Genomic DNA, 12,315 nt, shown 5'->3' with positions numbered 1-12,315 from the left:
CGACGGCGCATGCCCGCGGCCCTGACGCTCCTGTGCGCCCCCACCCCGGGAACTGAGATCCTGACTGGCGGCATCCATGTGGGTAGCCGGAACGGCGACTCGGCAGAGGGCCACCACGCGCGAGGGACATACCAGTACGACCGGGGGAAGAGGGGGGAAGCAATGCCTCGTTGGAAGGCCTTGCCGGATGAACTCGATCCGCAGATCAGGGAGTTCACGAGCCAGCTCAGGCGCGTCGTGGACCGCAGCGGCCTGAGCGTCGCGTCGGTCTCCGACCGCACGGGCTACAGCAAGACGTCCTGGGAGCGTTATCTGAACGGCCGGCTGCTCGCGCCCAAGGGCGCGATCGTGGCCCTGGCCGAGGTCACCGGAACCAATCCGGTGCACCTGACCACCATGTGGGAGCTGGCCGAGCGGGCCTGGAGCCGCTCGGAGATGCGGCACGACATGACGATGGAGGCGATCAGGATCTCGCAGGCGCGCTCCGCGCTGAGCGAGCTCGCCGGACCGCCGTCGAACGGCGGGGGCGGCAGGGGCCGCAAAGGCGGCGGTGCTCCGGTCCGGTCGGGCGTCGCCGGACCGGCCGGCGTCTCACCGGCCGTGCCGTCGCAGCCGACCGCCTCGGACGTCCGTGACGCCTCCGGAGCGAACTCCTGGGGCATGGCCGGGTACACCGGGCCCGCCCCGGCGGGCCGCCGCGGCGCCGCCGCCCCTCCTGCACCACCCCGGGGCGCCGGAGGCCGTGGCGGCTCCGGCGGCCCGGACGGCAAGCGGCGGACGGGGATGTTCCTCACGGGCGCCGTCGGAGTGCTGGTGGTGATCGCCGCCGCGTTCTACGTCATCGGGAGCGACGACGGCAAGAAGGGCGAAGCCGGGAAGTCCCCCTCACCCACCGCCTCCGCCCCCGTGGACCTGCCCGCCGGAGTGAAGTGCAGCGGCGACGGCTGCGACGGCAAGGACGCGGAGAACATGGGGTGCAGTGGCGACCTCGTGACCACCACGCAGACGGCGACCGTCGGCGCCACCACGGTCGAGGTCCGCTACAGCAAGACCTGTGGCGCCGCATGGGGCCGCATCACCCAGGCCACGCAGGGTGACGAGGTCGAGATCGCCGGGGGGAAGTCGAAGCAGAGCGACAGCATCACCGAGGTCGGCGACACGGTCGCCTACACCCCGATGATGGCGGTCGAGAGCGCCGCCCAGGCCAAGGCCTGCGTGGTGCTGGCCTCCGGCGAGGAGGGGTGCACGGAGTAGGGCGGTGCCGAGGCGGCGGGCCGGGCGCGCCGCGCAGCCGCCCGTGAAGTTCGTGGCGCGGTGTGCGCATAGGGCGGCGGAACCGGGGCACGTGACCCTCACCCCCACGGGAGTCCGGCACGATCGGTCCCCCGATCGGCGGCCGCCTCCGACCCTCTCCCGGACAGGCGGCCGCCTTCCCCGGGCGCGCTCGTGTACACGTTCGTCACTCTGTGGGACTGACCACATGGAGCCTGGACGTCCACGATCGTGGACGCCGCGATAGCCTGACCGCTGGATCTCTCTTGACGCCAAGAGATCGATCACCGGTACTCGCCACGATGACCCGTCCGCACCGGTGATCGATCATCGTGGCGGGCACCGGTCACGCGCCGGAGCGGGATCCGTACCCCGGGGCCGGGACGCCCCACCGCCAGCTGTCATACGGAGAACGCCATGACCCGCACTCCCGTGAACGTCACCGTCACCGGCGCGGCCGGCCAGATCGGTTACGCCCTGCTCTTCCGCATCGCCTCAGGCCAGCTGCTCGGCGCGGACGTGCCGGTCAAGCTGCGCCTGCTGGAGATCACCCCCGCGCTCAAGGCGGCCGAGGGCACGGCCATGGAGCTGGACGACTGCGCGTTCCCGCTCCTGCAGGGCATCGACATCACGGACGACCCGAACGTGGCCTTCGACGGCGCCAACGTCGCCCTGCTCGTGGGTGCCCGTCCGCGCACCAAGGGCATGGAGCGCGGTGACCTCCTGGAGGCCAACGGCGGCATCTTCAAGCCGCAGGGCCAGGCCATCAACGCCCACGCCGCGGACGACGTCCGGGTGCTGGTGGTGGGCAACCCGGCCAACACCAACGCGCTCATCGCCCAGGCCGCCGCCCCGGACGTACCGGCCGAGCGCTTCACCGCGATGACCCGTCTGGACCACAACCGGGCGCTGACCCAGCTGGCGAAGAAGACGGGTTCGACGGTCTCCGACATCAAGCGCCTGACCATCTGGGGCAACCACTCCGCCACCCAGTACCCGGACATCTTCCACGCCACCGTCGCCGGCAAGAACGCCGCCGAGGTCGTGAACGACGAGAAGTGGCTGGCCGAGGACTTCATCCCGACCGTCGCCAAGCGCGGTGCCGCGATCATCGAGGCCCGTGGCGCCTCGTCGGCCGCCTCCGCCGCCAACGCGGCCATCGACCACGTCCACACCTGGGTCAACGGCACCGCGGACGGCGACTGGGTCTCCATGGGCATCCCGTCGGACGGCTCCTACGGCGTCCCCGAGGGCCTGATCTCCTCCTTCCCGGTCACCGTGAAGGACGGTGAGTACGAGATCGTCCAGGGCCTGGAGATCAACGACTTCTCCCGCGCCCGCATCGACGCCTCCGTCAAGGAGCTCGAGGAGGAGCGCGAGGCGGTCCGCGGCCTCGGCCTCATCTGATCCCGACGACTCCGTCCGATCAGCCGGATCCGTCCGACCCGTCCGCTCCGTCCGACGGACTTCGGGTCAAGGGCCCCGTACCGGTCTCCACCGGTACGGGGCCCTTCCGCGTCGCGGGGGCGCAGGGTTTCCACCCTTTCGACCGCGCCTTCCGTGACGTAGCGCACCTCTGGCCATGAATCGTGCATGCATTCGGGTCCTGGGGGAAGGCGCCCTCCCGTTCCGTGGGTGACGCCCGTGTGACTCGACCTGGTCACTGGACCTGTGTCACTCATGGGCGCTGAACAGGAACGGAAGGCAGCAGGCGATCATGGCGGACAGTACAGAGCTCCAGGTGCGTACCTCGATCCACGCGGGAGGCGAGTGGCGAGCAGCCCTCTCGGGAGCCACCCGCGAGATCCTCGACCCCGCGGACGCGCTGCCGTTCGCCGTGGTCGCGGAGGGCGACGAGAAGGACGCCGACTTGGCGGTGGCCGCCGCCCGGCGGGCGTTCGACGAGGGCCCGTGGCCGCACACCCCCGTCGCCGAGCGGGCCGCGCTGCTGCGCCGCGTCGCCGGTCTCCTCGTCCGGGACAGGGAGGCGCTCGGCCTGCTGGAGAGCCGGGACGCGGGCAAGACCGTCGAGGAGGGGCGCGTCGACATCGACTGTGTCGCCGACGCCTTCCGCTACTTCGCCGACCTGGTCGCCGGGGAGGCCCCCGGCCGGGTCGTCGACGCGGGCTCCACCGATGTCCACAGCGTCGTCGTGCACGAGCCCGTTGGTGTCTGCGCGATGATCACACCCTGGAACTATCCGCTGCTCCAGGCCAGTTGGAAGATCGCCCCCGCCCTCGCGGCCGGCAACACCTTCGTCGTCAAGCCCAGCGAGATCACCCCGCTGACCACCGTGGCGCTCATCGACCTGCTGATCGAGGCGGGGCTGCCCACCGGGGTGGCCAACATCGTCACCGGGCCCGGCCACACCGTCGGTGCCCGGCTGGCCGAGCACCCCGACGTCGACCTGGTCTCCTTCACCGGTGGACTGGTCAGCGGCACCAAGGTCGCCCAGGCCGCCGCGCCGAGTGTGAAGAAGGTCGCCCTCGAACTCGGCGGCAAGAACCCCAACGTGGTCTTCGCCGACGCCTGCGCCACCAGGGACGGCTTCGACACCGCCGTCGACCAGGCCCTCAACGCGGCCTTCATCCACAGCGGCCAGGTCTGCTCGGCGGGCGCCCGACTGATCGTCGAGGAGTCGGTCCGCAACCGCTTCGTCGACGAACTCGCCCGCCGTGCCGAGAAGATCAGGCTCGGCCGGGGCACCGCGGACGGCGTCGAGTGCGGACCGCTGGTCTCCGAGCAGCAGCGCGACAGGATCGAGGCGTACGTCGCCTCCGCGCTGAAGGAGGGGGCGGTGCTGCGCTCCGGCGGCAAGCGGCCGGAGCCGTCCGCCGACCGGCCCGAGGCCGGCTACTTCTACGAGCCGACCGTCCTCGACCACTGCCACCGCGAGATGCGGGTCGTGCGCGAGGAGGTGTTCGGACCGGTCCTCACCGTCGAGACCTTCCGCACCGAGGACGAGGCCGTCGCCCTCGCCAACGACACCGAGTACGGGCTGGCCGGCGCCGTCTGGACCGCCGACGCGGGCCGCGCCCGGCGGGTGGCCGGACGGCTGCGCCACGGCACCGTGTGGATCAACGACTTCCACCCCTACCTCCCGCAGGCGGAGTGGGGCGGCTTCGGCAAGAGCGGAGTGGGCCGCGAACTCGGCCCGGCCGGCCTCGCCGAGTACCGCGAGACCAAGCACGTCTACCAGAACCTCGCGCCGAAGCCGGTGCGTTGGTTCGCGGGCTGAGCCGCCACCGCGGAGCGGCACCCGGAGTGAACGCGGTGCGTGCGGCCCGGGCCGCACGCACCGCGTGACGCCGTACTGCTTCGAACGACACCCCTGGCCAGGGCTCCGCCCGAGGCCCGCCGACATCGCTCGGCACCCTTTGTCCCCCTGTCCCGTCTTCGAGTCCCCGTAGGAGCAACCTCCATGCCGGATCACACCCACGAACGCACGTACGACTACGTTGTCATCGGCGGCGGTACCGCAGGGTCCGTCATCGCCTCCCGGCTGACCGAGAACCCGGACGTCACCGTCGCGGTCATCGAGGGCGGCCCCAGCGACGTCGGCCGCGACGACGTGCTGACCCTGCGCCGCTGGATGGGCCTGCTCGGTGGCGAGCTGGACTACGACTACCCCACCACCGAGCAGCCACGCGGTAATTCGCACATCCGGCACAGCCGGGCCCGGGTCCTCGGCGGATGCTCCTCGCACAACACCCTGATCGCCTTCAAGCCGCTCCCGTCCGACTGGGACGAGTGGGAGCAGGCCGGTGCCAAGGGCTGGGGCGCGGTGCAGATGGAGGCGTACTACGCCCGGCTCAAGAACAACATCGTCCCGGTCGACGAGAAGGACCGGAACGCCATCGCCCGTGACTTCGTCGACGCCGCCCAGGGCGCGCTGGGCGTGCCGCGGGTCGAGGGCTTCAACAAGAAGCCGTTCGACGACGGCGTCGGCTTCTTCGACCTCGCCTACCACCCGGAGGACAACAAGCGCTCCTCGGCGTCGGTCGCGTATCTGCACCCGGTGATGGACGAACGCCCCAACCTGACGATCATGCTGGAGACCTGGGCGTACCGGCTGGAGCTGAACGGCACGCGCGCCGAGGGGGTCCACGTCCGCACCAAGGACGGCGAGGAGATCCTCGTACGGGCCCGCAACGAAGTCCTGCTGTGCGCCGGCGCGGTCGACTCGCCCCGGCTGCTGCTGCACTCCGGCATCGGTCCGAAGGCCGACCTGGAGGCGCTCGGCATACCCGTGGCGCACGACCTCCCCGGGGTCGGCGAGAACCTGCTCGACCACCCCGAGTCGGTGATCGTCTGGGAGACCGACGGCCCCATCCCGGACAACTCCGCGATGGACTCCGACGCGGGCCTGTTCGTGCGCCGCGACCCCGAACACGCGGGTCCCGACCTGATGTTCCACTTCTACCAGATCCCGTTCACGGACAATCCGGAGCGACTGGGCTACCGGCGGCCGGAGTTCGGCGTCTCCATGACCCCGAACATCCCCAAGCCGAAGAGCCGCGGCAGGCTCTACCTGACCAGCGCCGACCCCGAGGTCAAGCCCGCGCTGGACTTCCGCTACTTCACCGACGAGGACGACTACGACGGCCGTACCCTCGTCGACGGCATCCGCATCGCCCGCGAGATCGCGAAGACCGAGCCGCTGGCCCGCTGGCTCAAGCGCGAGGTGGCCCCCGGCCCGGACATCACGGGTGACGAGGAGCTCAGCGAGTACGCCCGCAAGGTCGCCCACACCGTCTACCACCCGGCGGGCACCTGCAAGATGGGGGCGGCGGACGACGAAACAGCCGTCGTCGACCCCGAGTTGAGGATTCGCGGCCTGCAGGGCATCCGGATCGCCGATGCCTCCGTCTTCCCGACCATGACCGCCGTGAACCCGATGATCGGCGTGCTGATGGTCGGCGAGCGGGCCGTCGACCTGATCGGGAGCGATGCGTGATGAGTACCGCCACCGCTGCCGCAGCGCCCGCCGATCCAGGGGCCGGCTCGCCCGTCTTCTCCGTCGACGGACTGTGGAAGGTCTTCGGCCCGAAGGCCGACCGCGTGCCCGGCGACCCCGAACTCGCCGCGCTCGACCCGGCCGGACTGCGCGCCCGCACCGGATGCACGGCCGCCGTCCGGGACGTCGGCTTCGACGTCCGCAAGGGCGAGGTCTTCGTCGTCATGGGCCTGTCCGGCTCCGGCAAGTCCACGCTGGTGCGCTGTCTGACCCGGCTGATCGAGCCGACCGCGGGCACCATCGCCATCGACGGCGAGGACGTCCGCGCCATGGACAAGGCACGGCTGCGCGAACTGCGCCGGCACCGCGCCGCCATGGTCTTCCAGCACTTCGGACTGCTGCCGCACCGCACCGTCCTCGACAACGTGGCCTACGGCCTGGAGATCCAGGGCATGGGCAAGGCGCAGCGGCGCGAGAAGGCCGCCGAGGTCGTCGCCAAGGTCGGCCTGGCGGGCATGGAGCAGCGCAGACCCTCCCAGCTCTCCGGCGGCCAGCGCCAGCGCGTCGGGCTAGCCCGCGCCCTCGTCGTCGACCCCGAGGTGCTGCTGTTCGACGAGCCGTTCAGCGCGCTCGACCCCCTCATCCGGCGCGACATGCAGGAGGAGGTGGTCCGGCTGCACCGCGAGGAGGGCCGCACGATGGTCTTCATCACCCACGACCTCGGCGAGGCCCTGAAGCTGGGCGACCGCATCGCCCTCATGCGCGACGGACGGGTGGTCCAGCTGGGCACCCCCGAGGAGATCGTGGGCTCGCCCGCCGACGACTACGTCCGTGACTTCGTCCGGGACGTCCCGCGCGAACAGGTCCTCACCGTCCGTACGGCCATGCGCCCCGCCTCCTCGGCGGAAGCGGCCGGCAGCGGCCCCGCCGTCCGTCCGGACGCCACGGTGTCGGAGGCCATCGAGGCCGTCGCCCGCGGGGGCGGTCCGGCCCGGGTCCTCGACGAGGGCCGTTGCCTGGGCGTCGTCGACTCCGACGCGCTGCTGTCGGTGATCGCCGGAACGGAGCAGCCCACCGGAACGGAGCAGTCCGACGGGACGGAGCTGCCCGAGGAGGCCGTCTGATGGTGACCGTCACCGCAGTCGCTCCCCGGACCGGCCGGCCCGGTCTGCTCGGACACCTCGCCGTGCGCAAGCTCCTGCTGCTCACCGTGGCCGCCGCGGCCCTCGTCCCGTTCGCCGTCGCGCGCTGGGCCGGCGGCAGCTGGCCCGAGGCGCTGACCGTGGACGTCTCCGGACCGCTGGCCGGGGCCAGCGACTGGATCATCGACAACCGGGACTCCCACCCCCTCTTCCTGTACTTCTTCGGCCACGTCAGCAACGTCGTCGTCGTCACCGTACGAGCCGTCTACCTCGCCCTCCTCGCCGTCGGATGGGCGGGGGTGACCGCCCTCGCCGGACTCGTCGCCTGGCGCGTCGCGGGCATCCGCCTCGCGCTCGGCACCGCCGTCGCGTTCCTCGCCTGCGGGCTGCTCGGCATGTGGGTGCCCACCATGCAGACGCTCGCCCTGATGGTGGTCGCGGTCACCGCGTCCGTGGTCGTCGGCGCGCTGCTCGGGCTCGCAGCCGGGCTCTTCGACCGGATGGACCGCGTCCTGCGCCCGGTCCTGGACACCATGCAGGTGCTCCCCGCCTTCGCCTACCTCCTGCCGGTCGTGCTGATCTTCGGCATCGGCGTCCCGGCCGCCGTCCTCGCCACGGTGGTCTACGCCGCGCCGCCCATGGCCCGGCTGACCGCGCTCGGTCTGCGGGGCGCCGACAAGGAGGTGCTGGAGGCGGTCGAGTCGCTCGGCACCACCCCCCGCCAGCGTCTGCTGACCGCCCGCATCCCGCTGGCCCGCAAGGAACTCCTCCTGGGGCTCAACCAGACGATCATGATGGCGCTGTCCATGGCCGTCATCGCCTCGGTGATCGGCGCGGGCGGTCTCGGCGACCGCGTCTACCAGGCGCTGGCCTCCGTCGACGTGGGCGCGGCCCTCGCCGCCGGCATCCCGATCGTGCTGCTCGCCGTCGTCCTCGACCGGGTGACCGGCGCGGCCGGGGCGAACCTCGGCCAGGCGCCCAGGCCCCGCACGCACTGGCTGTACGTCGTGGCCGGCGCCGCGGCCGTGGCCGTCGCCGGACGGCTGACGGCACGCCTGGAGTGGCCCGACGGATGGGTCGTGTCCATCGTCGAACCGGTCAACCGGGCCGTCGGCTGGATGACCGACCACCTGTACTCGGGCGTCCCCGTCGTCGGCGGCACCGCCGACTGGGCCGCCCGCTTCACCACCTGGGTCCTCGACCCGATCCGCGACGGACTGCAGTGGCTGCCCTGGTGGTCGGTGCTGCTCGTCGTCGCCACCCTGGCCTGGCTGATCGGCACCTGGCGCACCGCGCTCACCGCCGTCCTCGCCATGGCCGCCATCGGGGTGCTCGGCGTGTGGAACCCGTCCCTCGACACGCTCTCCCAGGTCCTCGCGGCCGTCGCCGTCACCCTGGTCGTCGGCTTCGCGACGGGCATCGCCGCGGCACGCAGCGACCGCGTCGACCGTCTGCTGCGGCCCGTGCTGGACGTGTTCCAGACGATGCCGCAGTTCGTGTACCTGATCCCGGTCGTCGCCCTGTTCGGCGTCGGCCGCTCCCCCGCCGTCGCCGCGGCCGTCGTCTACGCGCTGCCGGCCGTCGTCCGCATCACCGCGCAGGGGCTGCGCCAGGTCGACCCGGCGGCCCTGGAGTCGGCCCGTTCACTCGGCGCGACCAGCGCCCAGCAGCTGCGCCAGGTCCAGCTCCCGCTGGCCCGCCCGGCGCTGCTCCTCGCCGTCAACCAGGGTGTGGTCCTGGTCCTGGCCGTCGTCATCATCGGCGGCATGGTCGGCGGTGGCGCACTCGGCTACGACGTCGTCTTCGGCCTCGCCCAGGGCGACCTGGCGACCGGCCTGGTCGCCGGTGCCGCGATCGTCTGCCTGGGCCTGATGCTCGACCGGGTGACCCAGCCCACCGAACGCCGCGCGAAGAAGGGAGCCTGACGTGCGACGCCGTACGACCTCCGCGGTGGCCGGAGTCTTCGCGCTCGCGCTGCTCACCGGCTGCGGTGCCGCGGACATGACCAAGCAGGCCTCGCCGTACGCCAACGCCAAGGGCGCCCGGACGGTGAACCTGGCGGTGCAGTCCTGGGTGGGTTCCCTGGCCAACGTGGCCGTCGCCCAGCACCTGCTGGAGAACGAGCTCGGCTACCGCGTCGACATCGTCCAGGTCGACGAGGTGCCCGCCTGGGACGCGCTCAGCCAGGGCCGGGTCGACGCGATCCTGGAGGACTGGGGCCACCCCGAACAGGAACGGCTGTACGTCGAGGAGAAGAAGACGATCGCGCGCGGTGGCGACCTCGGGGTCACCGGGCACATCGGCTGGTTCATCCCGACGTACTTCGCCGAGCAGCATCCCGACCTGAAGAGCTGGAAGGACCTCAACAAGTACGCCGACCGGTTCCGCACCGCGGAGAGCGGCGGCAAGGGCCAGCTGATGGACGGCTCACCGGCCTACCTCACCCACGACAAGGCGCTGGTGAAGAACCTGGAGCTGGACTTCAAGGTGGTGTTCGCCGGCTCCGAGGCCGCGCTGCTCACCCAGATCAAGCAGTTCGCCAAGGAGAAGAAGCCCTTCCTCACCTACTGGAACACCCCCCACTGGCTGTTCCAGAAGGTGCCGATGACCGAGGTGATGCTGCCCCCGTACGAGGAGGGCTGCGACGCCGACCCGGCGGAGGTCGCCTGCGCCTACCCGACCGCCCCGCTGCAGAAGTACCTCAACGCGGACTTCGCGAGGGACGGCGGCGAGGCGGCGGACTTCCTGAAGAAGTTCGAATGGTCGACGGAGGACCAGAACGAGGTCGCCCTGATGATCGCCGACCAGAAGCTGACACCTCAGGAGGCGGCGGAGAAGTGGGTGGACGGCCACGAGCCCACCTGGAAGAAGTGGCTGTCCTGACGCCCGGTCCGGTCCGGACATGACGTGTGGCCCCGAGCCCACCGAGCACGGTGGGCTCGGGGCCACACCCCGGACGTCCCGTGCAGAGCCTTTCCATGAGGCTTTCGGTGCCGCACCAAGCGCGCACAGGGGATCAAAAGCCGTGAAACACAGGGGGAAGCGAGGCCGGCACCGGGGGTCTCGCGGACACGTCGGGCGGGCGGCGCCTAGGCTGTCCGCCGCGAGTCGGGGAGCAGGGACCCGGCGGCTGGTACACGCGGTACGAGGGGGAATCGGGGACATGGCGGAGACAAGGCGACGGCTGCGGTCCGGCACGGTGATGCTCGGTGGCGTGGGTCTCCTCGCGGCCGCCCTGTCCGCGTGCAGTTCGGATCCGGACCGCCGCTGCGTGGACCGGAACAGCTACGACTACCCCGACGGCTACAAGATCGTCGCCGACAAGAACTGCACGACCTCCGGTTCCGTGGGCAAGGGCACGTCCACCGGATCGAAGCGGGGCGACGTCGACTGGTACTACGACGCGGACGTCAGCAGGGGCCGGGCCCACGACGGCACCTTCAGCCGCAGCGAGGCCGTCGAGCGGGGCGGCTTCGGCTCCTCCGGCAGCGGCGGCGGCTGAACACCCCGGCGAGCGAAGGAACGAAGGATCCGCCCGTGGAACGCCGCACCATCGAGCCCCGCCCCGGCTGGCAGCAGACCGTCGAGGCACAAGGGCTCATCTACCCCCTCACCCTCCCTCAGGCCCTCGAGTCCGCCCGGGCGTCGGGGATGCCCGTCCCCGACGACGCCTGGGTGCCCTACTGGGACGAGAGCGCCTACTACGTCTTCGGCCTGGACGAGGTCGAGGCGCTCGAGGAGGTCGTCGAGGAACTGCACCGCATGTGCCTCGCGGCCGCCGACCACATCGTCACCGGCGGCCGCTTCGCCGACCTCGGCATCACCGACCCGCGGGTCGTCGAAGCGGTCACCGAGGCCTGGCACCGGCGCGCCGAACTCCCCTCCGTCTACGGCCGCTTCGACCTCCGCTACGACGGAACCGGCCCCGCGAAGCTCCTCGAGTACAACGCCGACACCCCCACCTCCCTCGTGGAGGCGGCCTCGCCGCAGTGGTTCTGGATGGAGGAGCGCTTCCCCGGCGCCGACCAGTGGAACTCGCTGCACGAACGCCTCGTCGACGCCTGGAGGAAACAGGCTGCCCTCCTCCCGCCGGGCAGCCCCCTGCACTTCGCCCACTCCTCGGCCGACGAGATCGGCGAGGACCTCATGACCGTCGCCTACCTCAAGGAGACCGCCGAACAGGCGGGCCTCGACACCGAGTGGCTCTCCATGGAGGAGATCGGCTGGGACCGGCTCTCCGGCCGCTTCGTGGACAAGAGCCTCCGGTTCATCCGCAGCATCTTCAAGCTGTACCCCTGGGAGTGGCTCACCACCGACCGCTTCGCCGACCACGTCCTCGACACCCTCGACAACGGCGGCGGCACCGGCAGCACCCTGTGGATCGAGCCGGCCTGGAAGATGCTGCTGAGCAACAAGGCCCTGCTGGCGATCCTCTGGGAGCTCTACCCGGACCACCCCAACCTCCTCCCGGCCCACCTCGACGGCCCGCGCGACCTGGCGTCGGGCACCGGCTACGTGGCCAAGCCGCTGCTCGGCCGCGAGGGTGCCGGTGTGACGATCCACCAGCCGGGCAGTGCCCCCGTCGTCCGCGACGAGCCCTGCTGCTACCAGCAACTCGCCCCACTGCCGGACTTCGACGGCAACCACGTCGTCCTCGGCGCCTGGACCGTCGGGGACGAGTCCGCCGGCCTCGGCATCCGCGAGTCCTCGGGCCTCATCACCGACGAGTACGCCCGCTTTCTGCCCCACGTGATCCTCTAGCGCACCGAAGACGCGCGGGAAGGTGCCGAGACGCGACTCCGTCGCGGGAGCGCGGTCGGCCACAGCGAGCCCGCGGACGGCGACCGGCAGCCGCCGGGTGGACGCTCCCGCTCGCATGGCGGACGCCTCGCCACGGCACTCCGTGCCGCCGGGTAGGCTGACCGGCGGGCCGTGACTGGCGTG

The 12,315-nt window shown here is 71.6% G+C and carries 9 protein-coding genes; all 9 read left to right on the top strand.

Translation table 11 applies throughout. From position 1 onward, the window contains the following. Positions 1-162 precede the first annotated feature (162 nt). The 9 genes from AB0I73_RS07210 (at position 163) to AB0I73_RS07170 (ending at position 12,132) form a co-directional block, all read left to right on the top strand. Complete coding sequence (locus AB0I73_RS07210; protein ID WP_363034639.1) at positions 163-1,254, top strand: DUF2690 domain-containing protein; 1,092 nt, start codon at positions 163-165, stop codon at positions 1,252-1,254. Between the two features lie 435 nt (positions 1,255-1,689). After that, on the top strand, positions 1,690-2,679 hold the full coding sequence (locus tag AB0I73_RS07205) for a malate dehydrogenase (protein WP_363034637.1): 990 nt from the start codon (positions 1,690-1,692) through the stop codon (positions 2,677-2,679). A gap of 310 nt (positions 2,680-2,989) precedes the next feature. After that, the gene (locus AB0I73_RS07200; protein ID WP_363034635.1) at positions 2,990-4,510 is read left to right on the top strand and encodes an aldehyde dehydrogenase family protein; all 1,521 of its coding nucleotides are present in this window, start codon (positions 2,990-2,992) and stop codon (positions 4,508-4,510) included. 183 nt (positions 4,511-4,693) lie between these two features. Further along, positions 4,694-6,229, top strand: coding sequence for a GMC oxidoreductase (locus AB0I73_RS07195; RefSeq protein ID WP_363034633.1), 1,536 nt, complete (start codon positions 4,694-4,696; stop codon positions 6,227-6,229). Next, positions 6,229-7,353, top strand: a complete 1,125-nt coding sequence (locus AB0I73_RS07190) for a glycine betaine/L-proline ABC transporter ATP-binding protein (RefSeq protein WP_363034631.1) — start codon at positions 6,229-6,231, stop codon at positions 7,351-7,353. The genes AB0I73_RS07195 and AB0I73_RS07190 overlap by 1 nt, the downstream gene beginning before the upstream one ends. After that, the gene (locus tag AB0I73_RS07185) at positions 7,353-9,296 is read left to right on the top strand and encodes an ABC transporter permease subunit (protein WP_363034629.1); all 1,944 of its coding nucleotides are present in this window, start codon (positions 7,353-7,355) and stop codon (positions 9,294-9,296) included. Before AB0I73_RS07190 ends, AB0I73_RS07185 begins: the two co-directional genes overlap by 1 nt. Position 9,297: 1 nt before the next feature. Next, positions 9,298-10,254 carry an ABC transporter substrate-binding protein gene (locus tag AB0I73_RS07180; RefSeq protein ID WP_363034627.1) on the top strand — a complete coding sequence of 319 codons (957 nt, stop codon included), beginning with the start codon at positions 9,298-9,300 and terminating at the stop codon, positions 10,252-10,254. 280 nt (positions 10,255-10,534) lie between these two features. After that, positions 10,535-10,873, top strand: coding sequence for a hypothetical protein (locus AB0I73_RS07175; RefSeq protein ID WP_363034625.1), 339 nt, complete (start codon positions 10,535-10,537; stop codon positions 10,871-10,873). Between the two features lie 35 nt (positions 10,874-10,908). Continuing rightward, the gene (locus AB0I73_RS07170) at positions 10,909-12,132 is read left to right on the top strand and encodes a glutathionylspermidine synthase family protein (protein ID WP_363034623.1); all 1,224 of its coding nucleotides are present in this window, start codon (positions 10,909-10,911) and stop codon (positions 12,130-12,132) included. Positions 12,133-12,315: the final 183 nt, after the last annotated feature.

Source organism: Streptomyces sp. NPDC050388, assembly GCF_040655635.1.
Classification (GTDB): Bacteria; Actinomycetota; Actinomycetes; order Streptomycetales; family Streptomycetaceae; genus Streptomyces.
The sequence above is the reverse complement of the archived record's forward strand: the minus strand, read 5'-3'. Positions and strand labels throughout refer to the sequence as shown.

Bases quoted from the DNA above. Each gene is read 5' to 3' on its own strand.
- AB0I73_RS07210 (WP_363034639.1), top strand. From the start codon at position 163: ATGCCTCGTTGGAAGGCCTTGCCGGATGAACTCGATCCGCAGATCAGG.
- AB0I73_RS07205 (WP_363034637.1), top strand. From the start codon at position 1,690: ATGACCCGCACTCCCGTGAACGTCACCGTCACCGGCGCGGCCGGCCAG.
- AB0I73_RS07200 (WP_363034635.1), top strand. From the start codon at position 2,990: ATGGCGGACAGTACAGAGCTCCAGGTGCGTACCTCGATCCACGCGGGA.
- AB0I73_RS07195 (WP_363034633.1), top strand. From the start codon at position 4,694: ATGCCGGATCACACCCACGAACGCACGTACGACTACGTTGTCATCGGC.
- AB0I73_RS07190 (WP_363034631.1), top strand. From the start codon at position 6,229: ATGAGTACCGCCACCGCTGCCGCAGCGCCCGCCGATCCAGGGGCCGGC.
- AB0I73_RS07185 (WP_363034629.1), top strand. From the start codon at position 7,353: ATGGTGACCGTCACCGCAGTCGCTCCCCGGACCGGCCGGCCCGGTCTG.
- AB0I73_RS07175 (WP_363034625.1), top strand. From the start codon at position 10,535: ATGGCGGAGACAAGGCGACGGCTGCGGTCCGGCACGGTGATGCTCGGT.